This window comes from Pseudomonas sp. P2S-1, assembly GCF_057197725.1.
Genome location: NZ_CM170068.1, coordinates 3,051,927 through 3,075,678, shown reverse-complemented (window position 1 = coordinate 3,075,678; position 23,752 = coordinate 3,051,927). Strand labels below are relative to the sequence as shown.

General features: G+C 65.1%; 25 protein-coding genes. 12 read left to right on the top strand and 13 right to left on the bottom strand.

Translation table 11 applies throughout. From position 1 onward, the window contains the following. Nucleotides 1-91: 91 nt before the first annotated feature. Entirely contained in the window at nucleotides 92-586 is a 495-nt protein-coding gene (locus AC2CQI_RS13500) for a SprT family zinc-dependent metalloprotease (protein ID WP_484580428.1), read from the bottom strand. A gap of 107 nt (nucleotides 587-693) precedes the next feature. Then, the gene (locus tag AC2CQI_RS13495) at nucleotides 694-1,293 is read right to left on the bottom strand and encodes a Yip1 family protein (RefSeq protein ID WP_075803686.1); all 600 of its coding nucleotides are present in this window, start codon (nucleotides 1,291-1,293) and stop codon (nucleotides 694-696) included. A gap of 270 nt (nucleotides 1,294-1,563) precedes the next feature. Between AC2CQI_RS13495 and ttcA the strand changes: the two genes are divergently transcribed. Together ttcA and AC2CQI_RS13485 are read left to right on the top strand one after the other, a co-directional pair. Continuing rightward, entirely contained in the window at nucleotides 1,564-2,388 is an 825-nt protein-coding gene (ttcA, locus tag AC2CQI_RS13490) for a tRNA 2-thiocytidine(32) synthetase TtcA (RefSeq protein ID WP_484580427.1), read from the top strand. A gap of 3 nt (nucleotides 2,389-2,391) precedes the next feature. Then, a complete protein-coding gene (locus AC2CQI_RS13485; RefSeq protein WP_484580426.1) occupies nucleotides 2,392-3,063 on the top strand; it encodes a DNA-3-methyladenine glycosylase I in 672 nt (223 codons plus the stop codon). A gap of 102 nt (nucleotides 3,064-3,165) precedes the next feature. On the opposite strand, the gene AC2CQI_RS13480 is transcribed toward AC2CQI_RS13485, so the two are convergent. The 3 genes from AC2CQI_RS13480 to arsC are packed head-to-tail and all read right to left on the bottom strand — an operon-like array spanning nucleotide 3,166 to nucleotide 4,530. Continuing rightward, nucleotides 3,166-3,582: a DUF2069 domain-containing protein gene (locus AC2CQI_RS13480; RefSeq protein WP_075803689.1), complete on the bottom strand. Its 417-nt coding sequence runs from the start codon at nucleotides 3,580-3,582 to the stop codon at nucleotides 3,166-3,168. Further along, complete coding sequence (wrbA, locus tag AC2CQI_RS13475; protein ID WP_484580425.1) at nucleotides 3,575-4,180, bottom strand: NAD(P)H:quinone oxidoreductase; 606 nt, start codon at nucleotides 4,178-4,180, stop codon at nucleotides 3,575-3,577. The genes AC2CQI_RS13480 and wrbA overlap by 8 nt, the downstream gene beginning before the upstream one ends. Beyond that, entirely contained in the window at nucleotides 4,177-4,530 is a 354-nt protein-coding gene (gene arsC, locus AC2CQI_RS13470) for an arsenate reductase (glutaredoxin) (protein WP_484580424.1), read from the bottom strand. The genes wrbA and arsC overlap by 4 nt, the downstream gene beginning before the upstream one ends. Nucleotides 4,531-4,616: 86 nt before the next feature. On the opposite strand from arsC, the gene AC2CQI_RS13465 reads away from it, so the two are divergent. Beyond that, on the top strand, nucleotides 4,617-5,081 hold the full coding sequence (locus tag AC2CQI_RS13465) for a TlpA disulfide reductase family protein (RefSeq protein ID WP_075803692.1): 465 nt from the start codon (nucleotides 4,617-4,619) through the stop codon (nucleotides 5,079-5,081). A 159-nt stretch (nucleotides 5,082-5,240) separates the two neighbouring features. Here AC2CQI_RS13465 and AC2CQI_RS13460 read toward each other — a convergent pair whose 3' ends face one another. From AC2CQI_RS13460 to AC2CQI_RS13445, 4 genes are all read right to left on the bottom strand, one after another. Further along, nucleotides 5,241-5,630 carry an META domain-containing protein gene (locus AC2CQI_RS13460; protein ID WP_086937234.1) on the bottom strand — a complete coding sequence of 130 codons (390 nt, stop codon included), beginning with the start codon at nucleotides 5,628-5,630 and terminating at the stop codon, nucleotides 5,241-5,243. A gap of 11 nt (nucleotides 5,631-5,641) precedes the next feature. Then, complete coding sequence (locus tag AC2CQI_RS13455) at nucleotides 5,642-6,079, bottom strand: hypothetical protein (RefSeq protein ID WP_075803694.1); 438 nt, start codon at nucleotides 6,077-6,079, stop codon at nucleotides 5,642-5,644. Between the two features lie 30 nt (nucleotides 6,080-6,109). Next, nucleotides 6,110-7,099 (bottom strand): 2-hydroxyacid dehydrogenase, encoded by a 990-nt coding sequence (locus AC2CQI_RS13450; RefSeq protein ID WP_075803695.1) that lies wholly within the window; start codon nucleotides 7,097-7,099, stop codon nucleotides 6,110-6,112. 67 nt (nucleotides 7,100-7,166) lie between these two features. After that, nucleotides 7,167-9,920, bottom strand: coding sequence for a response regulator (locus AC2CQI_RS13445; protein WP_484580423.1), 2,754 nt, complete (start codon nucleotides 9,918-9,920; stop codon nucleotides 7,167-7,169). A 172-nt stretch (nucleotides 9,921-10,092) separates the two neighbouring features. On the opposite strand from AC2CQI_RS13445, the gene AC2CQI_RS13440 reads away from it, so the two are divergent. The 7 genes from AC2CQI_RS13440 to AC2CQI_RS13410 all read left to right on the top strand — a co-directional run bounded on the left by AC2CQI_RS13440 (nucleotide 10,093) and on the right by AC2CQI_RS13410 (nucleotide 18,324). Beyond that, on the top strand, nucleotides 10,093-10,809 hold the full coding sequence (locus AC2CQI_RS13440; RefSeq protein WP_075803697.1) for a response regulator transcription factor: 717 nt from the start codon (nucleotides 10,093-10,095) through the stop codon (nucleotides 10,807-10,809). Between the two features lie 43 nt (nucleotides 10,810-10,852). After that, nucleotides 10,853-12,181, top strand: a complete 1,329-nt coding sequence (locus AC2CQI_RS13435) for a histidine kinase sensor domain-containing protein (RefSeq protein WP_484580616.1) — start codon at nucleotides 10,853-10,855, stop codon at nucleotides 12,179-12,181. Nucleotides 12,182-12,275: 94 nt separating this feature from the next. Next, nucleotides 12,276-13,178, top strand: a complete 903-nt coding sequence (cysM, locus tag AC2CQI_RS13430; protein ID WP_178392006.1) for a cysteine synthase CysM — start codon at nucleotides 12,276-12,278, stop codon at nucleotides 13,176-13,178. Then, on the top strand, nucleotides 13,178-14,536 hold the full coding sequence (gene rlmD, locus AC2CQI_RS13425; protein ID WP_075803699.1) for a 23S rRNA (uracil(1939)-C(5))-methyltransferase RlmD: 1,359 nt from the start codon (nucleotides 13,178-13,180) through the stop codon (nucleotides 14,534-14,536). Before cysM ends, rlmD begins: the two co-directional genes overlap by 1 nt. Before the next feature lie 99 nt (nucleotides 14,537-14,635). Continuing rightward, a complete protein-coding gene (gene relA, locus AC2CQI_RS13420) occupies nucleotides 14,636-16,876 on the top strand; it encodes a GTP diphosphokinase (RefSeq protein ID WP_075803700.1) in 2,241 nt (746 codons plus the stop codon). Between the two features lie 50 nt (nucleotides 16,877-16,926). After that, nucleotides 16,927-17,757, top strand: coding sequence for a nucleoside triphosphate pyrophosphohydrolase (gene mazG, locus AC2CQI_RS13415; RefSeq protein ID WP_484580422.1), 831 nt, complete (start codon nucleotides 16,927-16,929; stop codon nucleotides 17,755-17,757). A 27-nt stretch (nucleotides 17,758-17,784) separates the two neighbouring features. Further along, nucleotides 17,785-18,324, top strand: coding sequence for a DUF2058 domain-containing protein (locus AC2CQI_RS13410; RefSeq protein ID WP_075803702.1), 540 nt, complete (start codon nucleotides 17,785-17,787; stop codon nucleotides 18,322-18,324). A gap of 67 nt (nucleotides 18,325-18,391) precedes the next feature. Here AC2CQI_RS13410 and AC2CQI_RS13405 read toward each other — a convergent pair whose 3' ends face one another. From AC2CQI_RS13405 to purM, 4 genes are all read right to left on the bottom strand, one after another. Beyond that, nucleotides 18,392-18,574 (bottom strand): hypothetical protein, encoded by a 183-nt coding sequence (locus AC2CQI_RS13405; RefSeq protein ID WP_075803703.1) that lies wholly within the window; start codon nucleotides 18,572-18,574, stop codon nucleotides 18,392-18,394. Nucleotides 18,575-18,839: 265 nt separating this feature from the next. Beyond that, nucleotides 18,840-19,550 (bottom strand): DUF3108 domain-containing protein, encoded by a 711-nt coding sequence (locus tag AC2CQI_RS13400; RefSeq protein ID WP_075803704.1) that lies wholly within the window; start codon nucleotides 19,548-19,550, stop codon nucleotides 18,840-18,842. An 8-nt stretch (nucleotides 19,551-19,558) separates the two neighbouring features. Beyond that, complete coding sequence (purN, locus tag AC2CQI_RS13395) at nucleotides 19,559-20,212, bottom strand: phosphoribosylglycinamide formyltransferase (RefSeq protein ID WP_075803705.1); 654 nt, start codon at nucleotides 20,210-20,212, stop codon at nucleotides 19,559-19,561. Continuing rightward, nucleotides 20,212-21,270, bottom strand: coding sequence for a phosphoribosylformylglycinamidine cyclo-ligase (purM, locus tag AC2CQI_RS13390; RefSeq protein WP_484580421.1), 1,059 nt, complete (start codon nucleotides 21,268-21,270; stop codon nucleotides 20,212-20,214). The genes purN and purM overlap by 1 nt, the downstream gene beginning before the upstream one ends. A 322-nt stretch (nucleotides 21,271-21,592) precedes the next feature. On the opposite strand from purM, the gene AC2CQI_RS13385 reads away from it, so the two are divergent. Both AC2CQI_RS13385 and AC2CQI_RS13380 read left to right on the top strand, forming a co-directional pair. Next, entirely contained in the window at nucleotides 21,593-22,654 is a 1,062-nt protein-coding gene (locus AC2CQI_RS13385; RefSeq protein ID WP_484580420.1) for a DUF2066 domain-containing protein, read from the top strand. Between the two features lie 9 nt (nucleotides 22,655-22,663). Continuing rightward, complete coding sequence (locus tag AC2CQI_RS13380; RefSeq protein WP_484580419.1) at nucleotides 22,664-23,737, top strand: AI-2E family transporter; 1,074 nt, start codon at nucleotides 22,664-22,666, stop codon at nucleotides 23,735-23,737. Nucleotides 23,738-23,752 lie beyond the last annotated feature (15 nt).

Sequence of the window (23,752 nt, the reverse complement as noted above, 5' to 3'; positions counted from 1 at the left end):
CCTCCAGGGCCTCATCGCTGGCAAGCCAGCTCCCACAGGGTTCGCGGTGCACACAAAACCTGTGGGAGCTGGCTTGCCAGCGATAGGGCCCTCATTCCACCCTCACTTCCCCGGTGAAAACCAGCGTCTGCCGGCACCGCCGACACAAATACCGCCTCCCCTTGCGCACCAGCCCATGCCGCTGCGCCGAAAACGGAAAATCACTCCCCGCACATGGGCACCGGTAGATATACCGGGTCACCGTGCGCCGCTGCACCTCATAGTTGTGGCAGCGATTCGGCGGCAGTTCATACACCCCGCGCATGATCAGTTGCCATTCCTCGCCATGAGGCTGAATACGGTCACCGAACAATTGATGGGCCACCAGGTGTGCGACCTCGTGGGCCACGGTCTGGCGCAGGAAGTCCTCGCTGTTCTCGCGGTACAGTTGCAGGTTGAAGCGCAGCAGGTTCTCGTGCAGGTGAGCGACACCGGCTTTCTGCCCGCGCAGCTTGAAGCTGACCTCGGGGCGCTGGAAGGGGCGTTTGAAAAAGGTTTCGGCTTGCTTGTAGCAATCTTCGACGCGGGTTCTGAGCAGCTCTGGCATGCGTGACGGTACTCCTGAGGCGGCCGATTATGCCGCAAACCCGGTCTGCACACGAAATCGGGCCGCCCGAAGGCGGCCCGTGGTGTTGCCCCTATGCTGGCAGTGCTCTAGTTGGTGTAGACGGGCCCCACGCCCAGTCCCCAGGTGATCACGGTAAAGGCCATGATGGCGACCAGCACCACCAGGCCCACCGCCAGCACCGAGCTGGAGAACAGGAAGCCTTCGTCCGACGGGATGTTCATGAAGGTCGGTAGCCCGACATACAGCAGGTACACCGTGTAGCAGATGGCCGCCGTGCCGACGATCATCCCCAGCCACAGGTGCGGATACAGCGCCGCAAGGCCGCCGATGAACAGCGGGGTGGCGGTGTAGGTGGCGAAGGCGATGCACTGCGCCAGGCTCGGGTTGGCATCGTAGGTGCGCGCCATCCAGTGGATGAAGGCGCCCATCACCGCAACGCCGGCGAGCATGGCAATGTACGACATGATGGTCATCCACAGGGCGCTGTCCATGGTCAGCATGACCGGGGCGCGCTCGCCGATGACCCAGCCGACCTGGGTGGTGCCGATAAACGCCGATACGGCGGGGATCGCCGCGAGTATCAGGGTGTGGGTGAGGTACATGTGGCTGATGGTTTCTTCTTCGCCACGGATTTCCCGCCATTCCTGGTCAGGATGGGTGAACAGCCCAACAACGTGATGGATCATGCCAATCACTCCTACGCCGTTTCCAATCGCCCCCCAGTGGAGCGCTTGCTAGCCCGCAAGGCACGGGCCGGACAGGACAGGCCGCTATTGTTGCGGTCTTATGTCGCAGTATAGGAAGGCGTTCGCTGCACAAATCCGCTTTTTTAGAGCAAATCGCGCTCTCAGCGGGCTGCTTCATTTCCTTGCAGTCTTTATCGGATGGGTCTGTGTCGCGCGGCGGTTTGTGCGTAAAATACGCGCCTTTTGTCACACCTCGCGGATTCAAGCGCCATGGGCACCCTTTCGGTCAATCAGAACAAGCTGCAAAAACGCCTGCGCCGTCTCGCCGGCGAAGCCATCACCGACTACAACATGATCGAGGATGGCGACAAGGTCATGGTCTGCCTGTCCGGCGGCAAGGACAGCTACACCATGCTCGACGTTCTGCTGCACCTGCAGAAAGTGGCGCCGATCAAGTTCGAGATCGTCGCGGTGAACATGGACCAGAAGCAGCCCGGCTTCCCCGAGGAGATCCTCCCGGCCTACCTGAAGACCCTCGGCATCGAGTACCACATCGTCGAGAAGGACACCTACTCGGTGGTCAAGGAACTGGTCCCGGAAGGCAAGACCACCTGCTCGCTGTGCTCGCGCCTGCGCCGTGGCACCCTGTACACCTTCGCCGACGAGATCGGCGCGACCAAGATGGCCCTCGGTCACCATCGCGACGACATCGTCGAGACCTTCTTCCTCAACATGTTCTTCAACGGCACCATGAAGGCCATGCCGCCGAAACTGCGTGCCGACGACGGCCGCAACGTGGTGATCCGCCCGCTGGCCTACTGCTCGGAGAAGGACATCCAGGCCTACTCGGACATGAAGCAATTCCCGATCATCCCGTGCAACCTCTGCGGCTCCCAGGAAAACCTGCAGCGCCAGGTGGTCAAGGACATGCTGGTGGAGTGGGAGCGCAAGATGCCGGGGCGTACCGACAGCATCTTCCGCAGCCTGCAGAACGTGGTGCCATCGCAACTGGCCGACCGCAACCTGTTCGACTTCACCAGCCTGCGCATCGACGAGAACGCCACCCCGCGTTTCCTCGACGTGCTGAACATCTGACCCATGCGCGACTACCAGTGGCTGCATGAGTACTGCCTGAACCGCTTCGGCTCCGCGGCCGCGCTGGAGGCCTACCTGCCGCAGCCGAAGAGCCCGGCGCAACTGCGCGCGATCAGTGATGACCGCTACCTTTCGACCCTGGCCCTGCGCGTATTCCGCGCCGGGCTCAAGCACAGCCTGGTGGACGCCAAGTGGCCGGCGTTCGAGCAGGTGTTCTTCGGCTTCGACCCGGAGAAGGTGGTGCTGATGGGCGCCGAGCATCTGGAGCGGCTGATGCAGGACACCCGCCTGATCCGCCACCTGGGCAAGCTCAAGAGCGTGCCGCGCAATGCGCAGATGGTGCTGGATGTACAGAAGGAGAAGGGCAGCTTCGCGGCGCTGATCGCCGACTGGCCGGTGACCGATATCACCGGGCTGTGGAAGTACCTGGCCAGGCATGGCAATCAGCTGGGCGGGTTGTCGGCGCCGCGGTTCCTGCGGATGGTGGGCAAGGATACGTTCATTCCGACCGATGACATGACGGCGGCGTTGATTGCCCAGGAAGTGATCGACAAGAAGCCGACCAGTCTGAAGGACCTGGCCTTGGTGCAGGCTGCTTTCAATCAGTGGCATGCCGAGAGTGGGCGGCCGCTGTGCCAGTTGTCGGTGATGCTGGCGCATACCGTCAATCATTGAAGGTGTTCTTTAGGGCCTTATCGCTGGCAAGCCAGCTCCCACAGGGACCGCGTGCGCCGCGAAACCTGTGGGAGCTGGCTTGCCAGCGATGAGGCCCTAAAGTCAAACCGATCCTTCCCCTGCCAACCTGCGATCCAGCTGAAACCGCCAGCGGATATACAGCAGTGCACTGACGAACAACGTCAGGCTGATCACCACCTCCAGCCAGCCAAACAGCGCCCGCGCCGGGTCGAACGCCGCTTCCACCCCGGTGATGAAGTACAGGTTGAGCACGAAGCACATCCACGCATGGGCCCGGGCACTGCCGCCGATCATCCCCGGCGCCACCAGCGCCAGCGGCAGCAGTTGCACGCCGAGGATCACCCAGCTGCGCGCGCCGTGCAGGTCGGTAAAGAACAGCGTATTCACCACCACCAGCACCACCAGGCTGGCAAAGGCCGCCAGGCTCAGGGCCCGGGTCAGGCGCACCCGGGGTTCCAGCCATTGCATCGGCGGCAGGATCTTCGGCTTTTTAGCCACGCCCGTTCTCCAGCAGTTTCGCGGTGCTCGCCAGACGCTGGCCGAGTGCCCGGCACAGGGCGATCTCGTCGGCATCCAGGTCGCGCTTGCCATCGGCCCCGGCATGGTGGCTGGCGCCATAGGGCGTGCCACCGCCACGGGTTTCGATCAGCGCCGACTCACTGTAGGGCAGGCCCATGATCAGCATGCCGTGGTGCATCAGCGGCAGCAGCATCGACAGCAGGGTCGATTCCTGGCCGCCATGCAGGCTGGCGGTGGAGGTGAACACCGCCGCCGGCTTGCCCACCAGGCCGCCGCTCAGCCACAGGCTGCTGGTGCCGTCGATGAAGTACTTGAGCGGCGCGGCCATGTTGCCGAAGCGGGTTGGGCTGCCCAGGGCCAGGCCGGCGCAGTTGCGCAGGTCGTCGAGAGTGGCGTACAGGGCGCCGGTCTCGGGGATCGACGGGGCCACCGCTTCGCATTCGGTGGAGATCGCCGGCACGGTGCGCAGGCGCGCTTCCAGGCCGGCCAGTTCGACGCCACGGGCAATCTGCCGGGCCATTTCGCTGGTGGAGCCGTGGCGGCTGTAATAGAGAATCAGGATGTACGGCTGGCTCACGGCAGGATCTCCAGCACGTTCTCCGGCGGACGGCCGATCACCGCCTTGTCGCCGGCCACCAGGATCGGCCGTTCGATCAGCTTGGGATGCTCGGCCATGACAGCGATCAACTGTTCGTCGCTCAGGGCCGGGTTGGCCAGGTCGAGGTTCTTGTATTCGTCTTCGCCCGTGCGCAGCAGTTGGCGTGCGCCGATACCCAGCTTGCCGAGCAGGGCCTTGAGGGTCGCCGCGTCCGGCGGGGTTTCCAGGTAGCGCACCACGGTGGGGGTGAGGCCGCGCTCTTCGAGCAGCTCAAGCGCGCCACGGGATTTGGAGCAGCGCGGGTTGTGGTAAAGCGTCAGGTCGGTCATGTCAGGGTCGCATCCGGCTGTGAGTGGCGGGTATTCTAACCGCAGCAAACCGGCATTTTGCCTGAATCTTGAAGAAGGATTGACCCATGACAAGGCGTTTGGCAGCAGCCCTGGCCATCAGCATGAGCCTGATGCTCGGTGGTTGCGGTGCGGACTACGGCCTCGACCAGAACGGCAACACGGTGAAAGCCGAGCAACTCGACGGGCGCTGGGTGGTGCTCAACTACTGGGCCGAATGGTGCGGCCCGTGCCGGGTGGAGATCCCGGAACTGAATCACTTCGCCAAGGAATGGCAGGCCCAAGGCGTGACCGTGGTCGGGGTGAACTTCGACGGGTTGCAGGGTGAGGAACTGAAGAAGTCGGTGGAAACCATGGGCATCGGCTTCACCGTGCTGGCCCAGGACCCGGCCGAGCGCTATGACCTGCCGCGTGCCGAGGGGCTGCCGGTGACCTACATCATCGATGACAAGGGCAAGGTGCGCGAGCAGTTGATGGGTGAGCAGACCGAGGCGGGGCTGGTGGAGAAGATCAAGGCGCTCAAGGGCGCCTGATCAGTTCTGGCAGGCAACACATGACCCCTGTGGGAGCTGGCTTGCCAGCGATTGGGCCCGATCTGGCAACATCTTTGTCAGTGCCGGCCTCATCGCTGGCAAGTCGGGGCGCCGAACCGCAGCTCCCACAGGGTTTTGTGCTGGCCTTGAGAAGGGAGATCAGCCTTCTTCAGGCCAGAACCGCAGCGGCTTGCCCTCGGCCGGCCAGAACCTGACCTGCTCGATCGGCGAAACATCCCAGCGTTCGACCTGGGTCAGCGCCTGCAAGAAGCGCTTTTCCTGCTCCATCAACGCCGGCGCACACAGCTTGCGCGTGCTGCCTACGGTACCAAAGCTGAGCTTGTCACCCTGCAGGCTGTACTGGGCGAACCAGTGGTTGCACCCGGCATTGCCATAGGCCCGGCCATCATCGGCCAGGGTCAGGGTCAGGTGGCTGTAGTCCATCAGCGGACGTTCGCCGATCCACTCCAGCACATAGCTGCGTTCCTTCTGCAGCTTCACCGGCTCGGCCGCGCAGCCCGCCAGGGCCGCCAGTACCGCGCCGCTCATCAACAGCTTGTTCACTGCGCCTGCTCCCGGCATTTCGGGCACAGGTGTTTCTCACCCTTGGTCGCCCAACCCAGCTCGGCAATCCGCGCCACTGCCGCCGGCTGCTGGGCTTTCTTGCCCAGCTTGGCGTCTACCGCGAATTCGAATCCGAGCTCGGCGTCGCAGGCATTGCACTGCACTTTCCACTGGTGGATCGCCAGCTCGCCGAAGACCGGACCGTTGGCCGTGGCGACCCATTGACCGCGCGGGTTGATCAGGTGGCGGACGCTGTCGACGCTGAGGCGCATCGACAGGTCCTTGCTGCCCTTGAGGGTCACCAGCAGGACGTCGCCTTTCTGGATCGAGCCGCCGTTGCCGGTGACCTGGTAGCGACCGGCCGCCAGCGCGCGGCATTCGATCAGGGTGTGTTGCGGGTTGAAGAGGGTGTAGCGGAAATCGTGTTCGACCATGGGGCCTCCAAATTTGCCGCGTATCCTACCTTATCCCTCCACCAGATTCTGCGGCTCGCCGACCATCCATCGGGCGATGTTGTCCAGGGTGGTCTCGGCGATGGCCGCCAGGGCCTCGCGGGTCAGGAAGGCCTGGTGCGCGGTGATGATCACATTGGGGAAGGTCAGCAGTCGCGCCAGCACGTCGTCCTGCAAAGGCTGGTCGGAGCGGTCCTCGAAGAAGATCTGCGCTTCTTCCTCGTACACATCCAGGCCCAGGTAGCCGAGGTGGCCACTTTTCAGCGCCTCGATCAGCGCCGGCGTGTCCACCAGGGCACCGCGCCCGGTGTTGATCAGCATGGCGCCGGGCTGCAGGTCGGCAAGGCTGTGGATATTGATCAGGTGTTTGGTCTGCGAGGTCAGCGGGCAGTGCAGGCTGATGATATTGGCCTGGCGCAGCAACTGGTCCAGGGGCAGGTAACGGGCGCCCAGGGCTTCGACTTGCGGATTGGGGTAGGGATCGTAGGCCAGCAACTGGCAGCCGAAGCCGGCCATGATGCGGGCGAAGGCCAGGCCGATCTGCCCGGTGCCGACCACGCCGACGGTCTTGCCGTGCAGGTCGAAGCCGGTCAGCCCGTGCAGGCTGAAGTCGCCCTCGCGGGTGCGGTTGTAGGCGCGGTGCAGGCGGCGGTTCAGGGCCAGGATCAGCGCCACCGCATGTTCCGCCACGGCATGCGGCGAATAGGCCGGGACCCGGGTCACGCTCAGGCCCAGGCGCTTCGCCGCCGCCAGGTCGACATGGTTGTAGCCCGCCGAGCGCAGGGCGATCAGCCGCGTGCCGGCAGCGGCCAGGCGCTCCAGCACCGGCGCCGACAGGTCGTCGTTGATGAAGGCGCAGACCACTTCATGGCCGGCGGCGAGGGCGGCGGTGTCCTCGTTCAGGCGGGCGGGCTGGAAGTGCAGCTCCAAGCCGCGCACCGCGCGGGCAGCGGTGAAGCTGTTCTGGTCATAGGACTGGCTGCTGAAAAACAGGACGCGCATCGTTCAAGCTCCCTAACGGTCGAACCGCCAGTGTAGCCAGAGCGCCGCGCGCCCGCCTTGCCTCAGGTCAGGCGCTCTGGCGCGCCGCGTGGGTGAGGCGGTCGATGGCCCGTTCCAGGTCGTCGAGGGACTGCTGGGCCTCCGGGTCGTCCTGCTTCAACAGGGTCTCGCTGCGCTGGCAGGCCGCGCGCAACTGCGGCACGCCGCAGTAGCGGGTGGCGCCATTGAGCCGGTGCACGCGCTCGATGGTCGCGGCGCGGTCGCCGGTATCGCGGGCGGCGCGGATCGCGTGGCGGTCGGACTCCAGCGAGGCCAGGAGCATTGCCAGCATGTCCGCCGCCAGGTCCGGTTTGCCGGCGGCCAGGCGCAGGCCTTCCTCCGGGTCCAGGACTTTAAGCTCGTTGCTGCCGTACTGGTTGGCGCTGCTGCGGTCGTCGCGGGTGACCTTGACCGTCAGCCCGGTCCATTTCTGCACCACCTGGGCCAGTTGCCGGTCGCTGATCGGCTTGGTCAGGTAGTCGTCCATGCCGCTATGCAGCAGGGCACGCTTTTCGTTGGCCATGGCATGGGCGGTGAGGGCGACGATGGGCAGCGCCTGGCCACCATGCCCGGCTTCCCAGCGGCGGATCTGCTCGGTGCATTCGCGACCGTCCATGCCCGGCATCTGCACGTCCATCAGGACCAGGTCGAAGCTGTCCTGCTGCACGGCCTTGAGCGCCGCCTTGCCGCTGTCCACCGCCAGTACCTCGGCGCCGAGGTCCTCCAGCAGGGTCTGCACCAGCAACAGGTTGGCCGGGTTGTCGTCGACACACAGCACCTTGGGCAAACGCTGGCCCGGGACGGCCTTGAGTTCGCCCTGGCTGCGCCGCGGCTGGACCAGTTCGAGCAGGGCGCGACGCAGCTTGCGCGTGCACGCCGGCTTGGCGTAGAGCTGGCCGTGGGCATTGGGCAGGAACGGGTGGTAGAGGGTCTGCTCGGTGGTCGGGCAGAGCACCAGGGCCTGGCAGGCGAACTGCTCCAGGCGCTGGATCAGCTGGCCGAGGCTTTCCGGGGCCATGTCATGCAGGTTGACCCCGAGCACCGCCAGCTCGAACGGCTGTCCGGCCAGGTGCGCGGCTTCCACCGCGGTCAGCAACTGCTCCGGCGAACCGAAGGTGCTCACCGCCAGGCCGCAATCCTCCAGTTGATGCTCCAGTGCCTGGCGGGCCAGTTCGTGGTTGTCGGTGATCGCCGTGCGCCGTTGGTGCAGGGCCGGCAGCGGCTGGTCCTCGGTGGTGTCGCGGGCGCGGGGCAGGCTCAGGCTGATCCAGAACTGCGAGCCTTCGCCCGGGGTGCTGTCGACGCCGATCTCGCCGCCCATCTGTTCGATCAGGCGCTTGGAAATCACCAGCCCCAGGCCGGTCCCGCCGGCCTGGCGCGACAGCGAGTTGTCGGCCTGGCTGAAGGCCTGGAACAAGGCGCGCACATCCTGGGCCGAGAGGCCGATCCCGGTGTCCTGGATGCAGATGCGCAACTGCACCGAATCCTCGCGCTCGTCCTCGAGCATGGCGCGGGCGACGATGGTGCCCTCGCGGGTGAACTTGATCGCGTTGCTCACCAGGTTGGTGAGGATCTGCTTCAGGCGCAGCGGGTCGCCGATCAGCGACAGCGGTGTGTCGCGGTACACCAGGCTGACCAGTTCGAGCTGCTTGGCGTGAGCCTGCGGCGCGAGGATGGTCAGGGTGTCCTGGATCAGGTCGCGCAGGTTGAACGGAATGCTCTCCAGCACCAGCTTGCCGGCCTCGATCTTCGAGAAGTCGAGGATTTCGTTGATGATCCCCAGCAGGCTGTCGGCCGATTTCTCGATGGTGCCGAGGTAGTCGTGCTGGCGCGGGGTCAGCTCGCTTTTCTGCAGCAGGTGGGTGAAGCCGACGATGCCGTTGAGCGGTGTGCGAATCTCGTGGCTCATGTTGGCGAGGAACTCGGACTTGATCCGGCTCGCCTCGATCGCCTCCTTGCGCGCCATGTCCAGCTCGATGTTCTGGATCTCGATGGTTTCCAGGTTCTGGCGCACGTCCTCGGTGGCCTGGTCGATACTGTGCTGGAGCTCTTCGTGGGCGCTGTGCAGGGTCTCGGCCATGCGGTTGATCCCGGCCGCCAGTTCGTCCAGTTCGTAGCTGCCCATGTTTGGCAGGCGTTCTTCCAGGTTGCCGTCCTTGAGCTGGCTGACCGCATGCTTGATCTGCCCGATCGGGCCATTGATCGCCCGGCTCATGCGCAGGGCGAGGAGGGTGGTGGCCATCAGCCCGAGGAGGATCAGCAGCATGCTCGCGAACAGCGCGCGATAACCGCGCAGCAAGGTGCCGCTATGGGAAATTTCGATTTCGACCCAGCCCAGCAGGCGATCGGCTTCGTCGGGCACCGGATCGTCGGCAAGGTCGCGATGATGGCCGAACACCGGCAGCAGGTAGCGCGTGGCATCGCTGCCCGAGCGCTGGAGCATCTGCGTACCACCGCCGGCCGGCGGCATGTTGAGCATGCTCGGTCCGGCATGGGCGAGGCTGCCGCGGTCCGGTCCGAGGAAGGACACGGCCCGCACATCGGCCTGTTCCAGGCTCTGCGCGGCGATCCGCTCCAGTTGCGCCCGGTCCCTGCGGGCCAGGGCCGGGCCGGCAAGCGGTGCCAGGCTTTCGGTGATCATCTGGCCGCGCTGGAGCAACTGGGTCTGCAGCTCGTTCTGCTGCAGCCAGGTGAAATAGCCACCGAGCACCAGGGCCATGGCCCCGGCGGGCACCACGGCGAGCAGGAGCACGCGGGTCCTGATTCCAAATCGATTCAGCACGCCCGGTCTCCTGTGTCTGCGCGGCGCTGGATGGGAAGAAAGCTACCGCGTGTTTCAAGGTATTGCACTGGTTTATCGCTTCATGACGAACCGGCCTTTGTACTAGGGTCGGGTTGCCTGGGGCAATTTATTGCTCAATAATCGCGCGATTGAGAATTGCTAGCAGCCGCCAATGAATCCCGCCGTCATCCGCAATCCCAACATTCTCGCGATCGAGGACGATCCGGTACTCGGTGCCTACCTGCACGAGCAACTGGAGCGTAGTGGCTTTCTCGTGACCTGGTGCCGCAATGGTCGGGACGGCCTGGACCAGGCGCGCCAGCAGCATTTCGACGTGGTCCTGATGGATATCCTGCTGCCGGGCATGACCGGCCTCGATGCCCTGGTGCAGTTGCGCGAGCGTAGTGGCACGCCGGTGATCATGATGTCGGCCCTGGGCGCCGAGGCGGACCGCATCACCGGTTTCCAGCGCGGCGCCGACGACTACCTGCCCAAGCCGTTCAGCATGACCGAGCTGCGCGTGCGTATCGAAGCGATCCTGCGGCGGGTCGACCTGGAAAGGCGCTATTCGCCGGTGAGCAAGGCGCCAGCCAGCGAACTGCGTTTCGACGACGAGGCCAGTGACGTCTGCCACGACGGCCAGTGGGCCGGGCTGACCCCCAGCGAATACCGGGTGCTCGACACCCTGCAGCGCAGCCCCGACGAGGTGCTGAGCAAGCCCTTCCTTTACCAGCATGTGCTGCAGCGCGGTTACTCGCGCCACGACCGCAGCCTCGACATGCATGTCAGCCAGATCCGCCGCAAGCTCAAGGCCATCGGCTACCAGGAGCGCCAGGTCCGCACTGTGTGGGGCCAGGGTTACATCCTGAGCGCCGGCGAGGACCAGTGAGTTGCCCAACCGTCATTCGCTGTTCTGGAAGCTGGCGATCCTCATGGTGGGTTTCTGCCTGCTGCTGATCGGCCTGACCCTGTCCTGGGGCAAGCAGATGGAGGTGCGCAACGCCTACCTCGGCCCCCAGGCGCGGGCGCTGCTCGAAGGCTACGCCGCCGAGGCCGAACGGGCCCTGGAAAGCGGTGGCACGGCTGGCGTCGACCTGTGGCTGACCGGCATGCGCGAACGCGAACAGGGCTTTATCAGCGTGATCGGCCCGGACCTGCAACCGCTGGGCAGCCTGCCGCTGACCGATGGCCAGGTCGAGCGCCTGACCAACCTGCGCGGCGTGGATCGTCCGGTCAGCCGGCATTCGTCCACGGCGCCGTGGATGCGCGTGCCGTTTCCTGGTGATTCGTCCCTCGGCAGCCTGGTGATCGAGCTGCCGCACCGGCTGATCCCCGACCGCTGGAACCTGCTGTTCTGGCGCATGGTCACCAATGGCCTGATCCCCGGCCTGCTGACCTTGCTGTTCTGCGTCGGCCTGTACCGCATGCTGATCCGCCCGCTGCACCAGTTGCGTGACCAGGCCAATGCCTGGCGCTCCGAGCGTCTGACCGCACGGGTCGCCAGCACCACCACCAGCCGCCATGACGAATTCGGCGAGCTGGGCCGCGCCTTCGACGATATGGCCGAGCGCCTGCAAGGCACGGTGGCCTTGCAGCAGCAACTGCTGCGCGACCTGTCCCATGAGTTGCGCACACCGCTGAGTCGCCTGCAGGTGGCAAGCGACACGGAAGAAGACCTGCCCCGCCTGCGCGAGCGCCTGGGCCAGGAAGTGGAGGGCATGCAGCGTCTGGTCGAGGATGCCCTGCAACTGGCCTGGCTGGATGCCGAGCGCGCGCCGCTGCCCTGCGAGCCGATCGAGATTCCGGCGCTGTGGGAAATGCTCTGCGAGGACGCCAGCTTCGAAAGCGCCTGGCCGCGGGCGCAACTGGTCTGCGAGCTGGACGGTGAGTGCTGGGTGCAGGGCCATCTCAACAGCCTGGCCCAGGCTCTGGAGAACATCCTGCGCAATGCCATTCGCCATTCACCCGCCGACGGCGTGATCCGCCTCGGTGGCCAGCGCCAGGGCGAGTATTGGCTGCTGTGGCTGGAGGACCAGGGGGGCGGGGTGGACGAAGCGGAGCTGGAACGGATTTTCGCCGCCTTTACCCGTCTCGATGGTTCACGCCCGGGTGATGGCGGCTTCGGCCTTGGCTTGAGCATCGCCCGCAATGCCATGCAGCGCCAGGGCGGACGGCTCTGGGCGCAGAACGGCGCCCGCGGCCTGCGCCTGAATTTCCATCTGCGCGCAGCCGATCCGGCTGGCCTGGGCAAGGGGTTATAGCCATCCGCTATAAGCCCCGCAGATTGCGTGATATGGGGCGCGACGGTTTGCCGGTATGATAGGCGGCCCCGTGAGTCTGGATTGCGAAAACGCCATGACCTTGCAGTACCCCACCATCGCCGATTGCGTCGGCAACACCCCCCTGGTTCGCCTGCAGCGCATGGCCGGTGAGACCAGCAATACGCTCCTGGTAAAGCTCGAAGGCAACAACCCGGCGGGTTCGGTCAAGGACCGTCCGGCGCTGTCGATGATCACCCGTGCCGAGCTGCGCGGCCAGATCAAGCCAGGCGACACCCTGATCGAGGCGACCTCCGGCAACACCGGGATCGCCCTGGCCATGGCGGCGGCGATCAAGGGCTACAAGATGATCCTGATCATGCCCGACAACTCCAGTGCCGAACGCAAGGCGGCAATGACCGCCTACGGCGCCGAGCTGATCCTGGTCAGCAAGGAAGAGGGCATGGAAGGCGCCCGTGACCTGGCCGAGCGCCTGCGTGACGAAGGCCGTGGCCTGGTCCTCGACCAGTTCGGCAACGGCGACAACCCCGAGGCCCACTACGTCAGTACCGGCCCGGAGATCTGGCGCCAGACCGGCGGCAACATCACCCATTTCATCAGTTCCATGGGCACCACCGGCACCATCATGGGCTGCTCGCGCTACCTCAAGGAGCAGAACCCCAACGTGCAGATCGTCGGCCTGCAGCCCATGGAAGGTTCGGCCATCCCGGGCATCCGCCGCTGGCCGGAGGAATACCTGCCGTCGATCTTCCAGGCCGAGCGCGTCGATCGCGTGGTCGACATGGCCCAGAGCGAAGCCGAGGACACCACCCGCCGCCTGGCCCGGGAAGAGGGCATTTTCTGCGGTGTGTCTTCCGGTGGTGCGGTGGCGGCGATGCTGCGCCTGTCCCGTGAAGTGGAAAACGCCACGATGGTGGCGATCATCTGTGACCGTGGCGACCGTTACCTGTCGACCGGCATTTTCGACGCGGATCGCTGATGTCCAAAGCTAAACGAAACGGCGGCCTGCGCTTCCAGCCGGCCGGCGGCAGCCGTGCGCCCCAGGTGCCGACGGGCAAGAAGCAGCGCCTGAGCATCGAGCGCCTGGCCGGTGACGGTCGTGGCATCGCCTTCCTCGAAGGCCGCACCTGGTTCGTCAGTGGCGCGCTGGGTGGCGAAGAGGTCGAGGCGCGGGTGCTCAATGCCCATGGCAAGGTGGTCGAGGCGCGCCTGGAGCGGGTTTTCACGGCCAGCGAGCAGCGCCGCGAGGCGCCCTGCAAGCACTTCGACCGCTGCGGTGGCTGCAACCTGCAACACCTGCCCCACGCCGACCAACTCGAACTCAAGCAGCGCCTGCTCGCCGAACAGTTGCAGCGGGTGGCCGGCGTTGCTCCCGAGCAGTGGGCCGCGCCCTTGAGCGGTCCGGAATTCGGTTATCGCCGCCGCGCCCGCATCGCGGTGCGCTGGGACCAGAAGGCGAAGAAGCTGGACGTCGGTTTCCGCGCCGAAGCCAGCCAGGACATCATCGCCATCGACGACTGCCCGGTGCTGGTACAGCCCTTGCAATCGGTGATGCGCCATCTGCCGTTGCTGTTGCAGAGCCTGGGCAAACCCCAGGTGGTCGGGCACGTCGAGCTGTTCAGCGGCACCGCCCTGGCCATGCTGGTGCGTCACACCGCGCCACTGGGCGAGGCCGACCTGGGCAAGCTGAACGCCTTCTGCGCCGAAGCCGGCGTGCAGCTCTGGCTGCAAGGTGAAGGCGAGCCTGAAGCGGTGGAACCGGATCAGTTCCTCGGGTTCGAACTGGAGCCCTGGAAACTGACCCTGGCCTACCGCCCGGGCGACTTCGTCCAGGTCAACGCCGGGGTCAATACGGCGATGATCGAACAGGCCCTCGACTGGCTCGCCCCGCAGAATGACGAGCGCGTGCTCGACCTGTTCTGCGGCCTGGGCAATTTCGCCCTGCCGCTGGCGCAGAAAGCCGCCGAGGTAGTGGCGGTGGAAGGGGTGCAGGTGATGGTCGATCGGGCCGCCGCCAATGCCCTTGGCAATAATTTGAATAATGTTCGCTTTTTTCAGGCGGATTTATCCCAACCTCTGGCCGTTGCCGAGTGGGCGGCTGAAGGCTTTTCTGCGGTACTCTTGGACCCACCGCGCGACGGTGCCTACGAGGTCGTCAGAAAAATCGCAGCACTGGGTGCCAAGCGTCTGGTCTATGTGTCGTGCAATCCGGCGACCCTGGCCCGCGATACGCTTGAATTGATCAAGCAGGGTTACCGGTTAAAAAGGGCCGGGATCCTCGACATGTTCCCGCAGACAGCACATGTCGAGGCCATGGCGTTATTCGAGGTGGGTTAGCACCGCTAATCGCCCGGTGTCGTGCCTTCATCGTTCATAGGCACGGCACCCGAGTTATCAGGCGCATCGAGCATGCGCTGCAGGAAAAGGTAAACAAAGATGGTACAGGTGAGAGTGCACCAGCCGGTCAACACCGACGGCAGTATCAATCTCGAAGCATGGCTGGATCACGTATGCAGCGTCGATGCAGCGCTGGACCGTGAAGCCCTGAAGATTGCCTGCGAGTACGCCCAGGAAATCGAGAAGAAGGGCAACCAGGCCAAACACTCCTGGGCCGACGGTACGTCGAGTTTCCAGGCCGGCCTGGAAATCGCCGAGATCCTCGCGGACCTCAAGCTCGACCAGGATTCGCTGGTCGCCGCGATCATTTACCGCGCCGTGCGCGAGGGCAAGGCGACCCTCTCCGAAGTCGCCCAGCGCTTCGGCGCGGTGGTCTCCAAGCTGATCGACGGCGTGCTGCGCATGGCCGCCATCAGCGACAGCCTCAACCCGCGCCATTCCCTGGTGCTGGGCTCCCAGGCCCAGGTCGAGAACCTGCGCAAGATGCTCGTGGCCATGGTCGACGACGTGCGCGTGGCCCTGATCAAGCTGGCCGAGCGCACCTGCGCGATCCGCGCGGTGAAGGGCGCCGACGACGAGAAGCGCCACCGCGTCGCCCGCGAGGTCTTCGACATCTATGCGCCGCTGGCGCACCGCCTGGGTATCGGCCATATCAAGTGGGAGCTGGAGGACCTGTCCTTCCGCTACCTGGAGCCGGACCAGTACAAGCAGATCGCCAAGCTCCTGCATGAGCGCCGCCTCGACCGCGAGCGCTTCATCAACGACGTCATGGCCCAGTTGCAGAACGAACTGCTGGCCACCGGGGTCAAGGCCGATATCAGCGGCCGGGCGAAACACATCTATTCGATCTGGCGCAAGATGCAGCGCAAGGGCCTGGAATTCAGCCAGATCTACGACGTGCGCGCGGTGCGCGTGCTGGTCCCGGAAATGCGCGACTGCTATACCGCGCTGGGCATCGTCCACACCCTGTGGCGGCACATTCCCAAGGAGTTCGACGACTACATCGCCAACCCCAAGGAAAACGGCTACCGCTCGCTGCACACCGCGGTGATCGGCCCCGAGGGCAAGGTGCTGGAAGTGCAGATCCGCACCCACGCCATGCACGAGGAAGCCGAGCTGGGCGTCTGCGCCCACTGGCGCTACAAGGGCACCGACGTCAAGTCCGGGTCCAACCACTACGAAGAGAAGATCTCGTGGCTGCGCCAGGTTCTGGAGTGGCATGAGGAACTGGGCGACATCGGCGGCCTGGCCGAACAGTTGCGGGTCGATATCGAGCCGGACCGGGTCTACGTCTTCACCCCCGACGGCCACGCCATCGACCTGCCCAAGGGCGCCACGCCGCTGGACTTCGCCTACCGGGTGCACACCGAGATCGGCCACAACTGCCGGGGCGCCAAGATCAACGGGCGCATCGTGCCGCTCAACTACAGCCTGCAGACCGGCGAGCAGGTGGAGATCATCACCAGCAAGCACGGCAACCCGAGCCGCGACTGGCTGAACTCCAACCTCGGCTACGTCACCACCTCACGGGCGCGGGCGAAGATCGTCCACTGGTTCAAGCTGCAGGCCCGCGACCAGAACGTCGCCGCCGGCAAGACCCTGCTGGAGCGCGAGCTCAACCGCCTCGGCCTGCCCCAGGTGGACTTCGAGCGCCTGGCGGAAAAGGCCAACCTGCGCGCCGCCGAGGACATGTTCGCCTCCCTCGGTGCCGGCGACCTGCGCCTGGCGCACCTGGTCAACGCCGCCCAGCAACTGGTGGAGCCGGAGCGGATCGAGGAAATCGACCTCATCACCCGCAAGGCCACCGGCTACAAGCCGGGCAAGCGCGGCGACATCCAGATCCAGGGCGTCGGCAACCTGCTGACCCAGATGGCCGGTTGCTGCCAGCCGCTGCCGGGGGATGCCATCGTCGGCTACATCACCCAGGGCCGCGGCGTGACCATCCACCGCCAGGACTGCGCCTCGGTGCTGCAACTGGCCGGGCGCGAGCCGGAGCGGATCATCCAGGTCAGCTGGGGCCCGGTGCCGGTGCAGACCTATCCGGTGGATATCGTGGTCCGTGCCTACGACCGTCCGGGCTTGCTGCGTGACGTCTCCCAGGTCCTGCTCAACGAGCGGATCAACGTGCTGGCGGTGAACACCCGCTCGAACAAGGAAGACAACACCGCGCTGATGTCGCTGACCATCGAGATCCCCGGCCTGGACGCCCTTGGCCGTCTGCTCGGGCGTATCTCGCAGTTGCCGAACATCATCGAGACCCGGCGCAACCGCACCCCTTGACCGAGCAGGCCCGCCAGCACGGCGGGCCTTGCCTGTTGCGAGAGACCACGATGTACACCCTGGAAGACCTGCTGCACCTGATGGCCCGTTTGCGCGACCCGCAATACGGCTGCCCGTGGGACCTGAAACAGACCTACGCGAGCATCGTTCCGCATACCCTCGAGGAAGCCTACGAGGTGGCCGACGCCATCGAGCGCGGCGACTTCGAGCACCTCCAGGGCGAGCTGGGCGACCTGCTGTTCCAGGTGGTCTATTACAGCCAGCTGGCGCTGGAAGAGGGCCGCTTCGAATTCGCCGGGGTGATCGACAGCATCACCCGCAAGCTGATCCGTCGTCATCCCCACGTATTCCCCACCGGCGAGCTGTACGCGCCGCTGGACGCTCCGCGTCTGGACGAAGACCAGGTCAAGCAGCGCTGGGAAGAGATCAAGGCCGAGGAGCGTGCCGAGAAAGGCGTCCCCGAGCAGCTTTCGTTGCTCGACGACGTCCCGGCGGCGCTGCCGGCCCTGTCTCGCGCGGCCAAGCTGCAAAAGCGCACGGCCCAGGTCGGTTTCGACTGGCCGGGCCCGCTGCCGGTGCTGGACAAGGTCCGCGAAGAGCTGGACGAAGTGCTGGAAGCCATGGCCGACAACGACGCCGTGGCCCTGGCCGATGAAGTGGGCGACCTGCTGTTCGCCACGGTCAACCTGGCCCGGCACCTGAAGATCGACCCGGAAAACGCCCTGCGTGGCGCCAACGCCAAGTTCGAACGCCGCTTCCGTTTTATCGAGCAGGCATTGCGCGACATAGGGCGTCCGATTGAAGATTGCACCCTCGAAGACTTGGACGCACTCTGGGGCGAAGCCAAGCGTCAGGAAAAGAACCTGCCCAGCTGCGGCTGAGCGCGATGCATTAAGTGAGTGAACACGATGAGCCTTTCCCTTCGCGACCAATTGCTCAAAGCCGGCCTGGTCAACCAGAAGCAGGTCAAGCAGGTCAACAAAGACCAGAAGAAACAGAAACGCCTGGAGCAAAAAGGCCAGGTCGAAGTCGACGACAGCCAGCAGCGCCTGGCCAAGGAAGCGATGGCCGAGAAGGCCGCGCGCGACCAGGAACTCAACCGCCAGCAGCAGGAAAAGGCCGAGCAGAAGGCCCGTGCCGCGCAGATCAAGCAACTGATCGAAGTCTCGCGCCTGCCCAAGCTGACCACCGAGGACTACTACAACTTCGTCGATGACAAGAAGGTCAAGCGCATCCCGGTCAACGCCCTGGTGCGCAGCAAGCTGAGCAGCGGCTCGCTGGCCATCGTCGCCCATGGCGGTGGTTACGAGATCATCCCGCGGGAAGCAGCGGTGAAGATCCAGGAGCGCGATCCGCAGCGCATCCTCTTGCTCAACACCCAGGTGGAAGAGCCGGATGCCGACGATCCGTACGCGGCCTACGTGATTCCGGATGACCTGATGTGGTGATCTGACTCCGCAGAAACGACAAACCCCGCCTTGGCGGGGTTTGTCGTTTCTGCGGGGGAGGGCGGTGTCAGGACGGGTTGCGGCGGGTTTCCCAGACTTCCAGTTCCATGCGGTAGCGGTGGGCTTCGTGTTCAGTGTGGAACATGCCGACCAATTGGCCCTGCTGGTGCACATCCCAGATGCGCACGCCGGCGGCGACACCTTCATGGGACAGTTTCGATTCGTCGCGCTCAGTTACTTTGACAGTCATGTGCAAACTCCAAATCCGGTTAACTGCGGCACTCTGTCGCAGGCCTCTTTTATAGAATTTGTTAGCTGGCTAAGTAAATTAAAAGCGCCATGAAAGATCTTTCATGGTTGTCTGCACCGGCCTCATCGCTGGCAAGCCAGCTCCCACAGGGAATTGCATGCACCGCGGAACCTGTGGGAGCTGGCTTGCCAGCGATGAGGCCCTCACAGACAAAAGAAAACCCCGCACAAGGCGGGGTTTCCGGATACAACGAACAACCAGCCAGTCAGTTACCCTTGACCGCCTTGCCATCCACCGTGCCGTCCTGCAGCACGATCACGTATTCCTTGCCATCGGTCTCGACCTGGCGCAGTTGCACCAGCAGGTAGTCCCAGTCCTTGGCGAACCACAGCTCGGTGATGCGCTTGCTCTGGCTTGGATCACGCACGCGCTCGACCTTGACCGCATCGACCTGGCCGGTACGGGTGCTGACCTTCTCGGTACCCAGCACGCGGAAGTCGTAGGTGTCGATCTCGTCGCCATCCACCACCTGGTAGCTCACGCTCTTCTTGCCCGCCGCCACGTCATGCTGCAGCGCCAGTTGGTAGGTCGACTTGTCCAGAACGCCACGGTTGAGCGGCAGCTTCACCGCGTCGCCACGGTCGGTACCGGTGATGACCTTCTGCGACCAGTCGAAGTCCAGGTCGACTTTCTTCGCCTTGCCCAGGCCACCCCGTTCGAAGTGGTAGCTCTGCGGCAGCAGGGTGTCCTTGTCCAGCGACAGGGTGCTCTGCTCGGTCAGGCTGGCGATCATCATCGATGCCTTGAAGTTGAGGCTCCAGGTGCCGTTGGTGTTCTTTTCCAGGCTGCGTTCGGCAGTGCCGCTCATGGGCAGTTGCTTCCAGTCGGCGGTGTAGCTGGCCGAGAACGGTTTCAGGTCGGCTGCCTGAAGCGGCAGCGCGAGCACGGCGAGGGCGAGAAGCAGGGCGCGACGCATAAAATCTCCTAGGGTCGAATCAAGTGGCCGCTGGCCGCCAGTGGCTGGCCATCCAGTAGAGCACCGCTTGCACCGAGGCGCAAACGGCCTGCGGCAAACCAGCTCACGGCCAGCGGGTAGATCTGGTGTTCCTGGCTGTGAACCCTCTGCGCCAGGGTCTCTGGCGTGTCATCCGTAGCCACCGGAATGATTGCCTGTACGACCAGCGGCCCGCCATCGAGTTCCTCGGTGACGAAGTGCACGCTGCAGCCATGCTCGGCATCGCCGGCCTCCAGCGCCCGTTGGTGGGTGTGCAGGCCTTTGTACTTGGGCAGCAGGGACGGGTGGATATTCAGCAGGCGCCCGGCGTAGTGGCGGACGAAGTCGCCGCTGAGGATACGCATGAAGCCGGCGAGCACCACCAGGTGCGGCGAGAAGGCATCGATCTGCTCGATCAGGGCGCGGTCGAAGGCTTCGCGGCCATCGAACCCCTTGTGGTCGAGCACGGCGGTATCGATGCCGGCATTGCGCGCGCGCTCGAGGCCATAGGCATCGGCGCGGTTGGAAATCACGGCGCGGATCCGTACCGGGGAATCCCCGGCACGGGCGCTGTCGATCAGGGCTTGCAGGTTGCTGCCGGAACCCGACAGCAACACCACCACATCACACTTCGCTGCGGGCATCAGTGCGCCTTGACGTTCTTCAGCTCGACCTGGGCGGCGCCTTCGGCGGCAACGCCGATCTGGCCGATGACCCATGGCTGCTCACCGGCTTCGCGCAGGGTGTTCAGGGCCACTTCGACCTGGTCCTGGGCAACGCAGATGACCATGCCGACGCCGCAGTTCAGGACACGGTGCATTTCGTGCTCGTCGACGTTGCCTTGCTCCTGCAGCCAGTTGAACACCGCAGGACGCTCCCAGCTCGCCACGTCGACGATCGCCTGGGCGCCTTTTGGCAGGACGCGCGGGATGTTGTCCAGCAGGCCGCCGCCGGTGATGTGGGCCATGGCCTTGACCGCGCCGGTGTCCTTGATCAGCTTGAGCAGCGGCTTGACGTAGATGCGGGTCGGGGCCATCAGCAGCTCGGTCAGCGGCTTGCCGTCCAGTTGCACCTGCTCGATGTCGGCGCCGGAGACTTCGATGATCTTGCGGATCAGCGAGTAGCCGTTGGAGTGCGGGCCGGAGGACGGCAGGGCGATCAGCGCGTCACCGGTGGCGACTTTCGAGCCGTCGATGATCTCGGCCTTCTCGACCACACCCACGCAGAAACCGGCCAGGTCGTAGTCTTCGCCTTCGTACATGCCTGGCATTTCTGCGGTTTCACCACCGACCAGCGAGCAGCCGGCCAGTTCGCAGCCGGCGCCGATGCCGGTAACCACGGTGGCGGCCACGTCGACATTCAGCTTGCCGGTGGCGTAGTAGTCGAGGAAGAACAGCGGCTCGGCGCCGCAGACCACCAGGTCGTTGACGCACATGGCGACCAGGTCCTGGCCGATCGAGTCGTGCTTGTTCAGGTTCAGCGCCAGGCGCAGCTTGGTGCCAACGCCGTCGGTGCCGGAGACCAGGACCGGTTGCTTGTAGCCGGCCGGGATTTCACAGAGGGCGCCAAAGCCGCCCAGGCCGCCCATGACTTCCGGGCGCGCGGTGCGCTTGGCCACGCCTTTGATGCGTTCGACCAAGGCTTCGCCGGCGTCGATGTCTACACCGGCGTCCTTGTAGCTAAGGGAGGGTTGCTTGCTCATGTGATCCAGGCCTTTAGGAGGGAGGGATTCGGGAAAATCGACCCTGACCTGCCAGGCTGCGGGGAAAACTGGATCCGCCTGCCCGACCGTCAGTGGTCTGCGAAGGCGCGCGATTTTATCAGGGTTGCCCGGCAGCGGCCATCCTCAGGCCGACGGGCAGGGCCGGAATATCAGGAAAAAACATGAATCGCCGCGGGCGGCTGGTTGCCTTGTCACGGCCTGTATAAGGTATAGGAGGTGAAACAGTGCCCCTTGCGTGTATTTTGCGCTGCGGCGAGGGCGCTGGACTTCGCTTCTTTCTATATCTGGACAGGAATTCTTCATGCCTTTGCGTTCATATCTGTTCGGTTGCTGCGTGGCCTTGTTCGCCGTGGCGGCCCAGGCCGAAAGCGTCTCCGGGCTGTACCAGGTGCGCGAGCCGGTCGGGCAGGGCGCCGACGCCCGCGCCCAGGCCACCCAGGCGGCGCTGGACACCCTGGTCCTGCGCCTGACCGGCGACCCCAAGGCGCCGCAGAACCCCGGGCTTGCCGAATTGCGCAAGGACCCGCAACAGATCATCAGCCAGTTCGGCACCGAGGCCGGCCCGCCGGAGACCCTGCTGGTGGACTTCGACCCGGGCAGCACCGAGCGCGCCCTGCGCAAGGCCGGCCTGGCGCTGTGGGGCAGCAACCGCCCGGCGATTCTCGGCTGGTGGTTGAACGACAGCACCGAGGGCTCGAACCTGGTTGGCGACGGCCAGGGCAATGCCGAGGTGCTGCGCCGCGCCGCCCAGCATCGTGGCCTGCCGCTGCGCCTGCCGCTGGCGGATCTTGAAGAGCAACTGGTGGCGACGCCGAAGAACCTCGAAGGCACCGACCCTGCGCCGTTGCAGGCTGCGTCCGGGCGTTACGGCGCCGATGCCCTGCTGGCGGTGCATGCCAGCGAAGCCGATGGCAAGTGGAACGGCACCTGGCGCCTGTGGCTGGGCGAGCAGCGCGAGCAGGGCAAGGTGGAAGGTGCCGATCAGGCGGCCCTGGCCGATGCCGTGATGCTTGCGGTCAGCCAGCGCCTGGCGCCGCGTTTCGTGGTCAAGCCGGGCTCCAGCAGCGAGCAGCTGTTCCAGGTCCAGGGCATGAACCTGGAGCGCTATGCCGAACTGGGTCGGGTGCTGGAACCCTTCGGCGGTCGGGTCACCCTGGTTCAGGGTGACGTGATGACCTGGAAGGCTACCGGCAGCAATGATCAACTGCGCGCCCAGCTAGGGCTGGCGAAACTGCAGGAACTGCCGCCAGAGCCTGCACCGGCGACGCCAGTGGCACCGGCACCTGCAACGCCGGCCGAAGCTGGAGCTGCAGCACCGGCGCCTGCGCCGGCGCCGTTCACCGGCCTGCGTTTTCGCTGGTAAGGAGCCATGATGATCGACGTGCGCCGCTGGATGTGGCCGATCGCCCTGCTATCGCTGGGCCTCCTTCTATATTTGCTGCACGGAATTCTTTCGCCGTTCCTGGTCGGCATCCTTCTGGCCTACCTGGGCGATCCGCTGGTGGATCGCCTGGAACGCATGGGTCTGTCGCGCACCGCCGGGGTGGCGGTGGTCTTCGCCCTGTTCAGCCTGATCCTGCTGGCCATGCTGCTGGTGCTGATCCCGATGCTGGCCAAGCAACTGGTGCGCCTCTATGAGGTCGCGCCGCAGATGCTCGACTGGCTGCAGCACGTGGCGTTGCCCTGGGTCCAGGTCAAGCTGGGGCTGGCCGACGGCTTCTGGAAGTTCGACAAGGTCAAGGCGGCCATCAGCGCCCATATGGGCCAGACCACCGATATCGTCGGCATGGTCCTGTCCCAGGTGACCGCGTCCGGGCTGGCCCTGGTCGGCTGGCTGGCCAACCTGGTGCTGATCCCGGTGGTGGGCTTCTACTTGCTGCGCGACTGGGACCTGATGATGGCCAAGCTGCGCAGCCTGCTGCCACGCCAGCGAGAACCGCAGGTGGTGGAACTGGCGGGGGAGTGCCACGAGGTGCTGGGTGCCTTCGTTCGCGGGCAGTTGCTGGTGATGCTGGCGTTGGGCGTGATCTACGCCTCCGGGCTGATGCTGGTGGGCCTCGAACTGGGTCTGCTGATCGGCCTGCTGGCGGGGCTGGCGGCCATCGTGCCGTACATGGGCTTCATCATCGGTATCGGCGCGGCGCTGGTGGCCGGGCTGTTCCAGTTTGGCGGCGACCTCTACCCGCTGCTGGGCATCGTTGCCGTGTTCATGGTCGGCCAGGCGCTGGAGGGCATGGTCCTGACCCCGCTGCTGGTGGGCGACAGGATCGGCCTGCACCCGGTGGCGGTGATCTTCGCCATCCTCGCCGGCGGCGAGCTGTTCGGCTTTACCGGCGTGCTCCTGGCCTTGCCGGCAGCGGCGGTGATCATGGTGCTGCTGCGGCACATGCATGACTTCTATAAAAGGTCGGACGTGTATGGCGAGAAGATCGATCCGGATCTTTAGCCGCAAGCCCTAAGC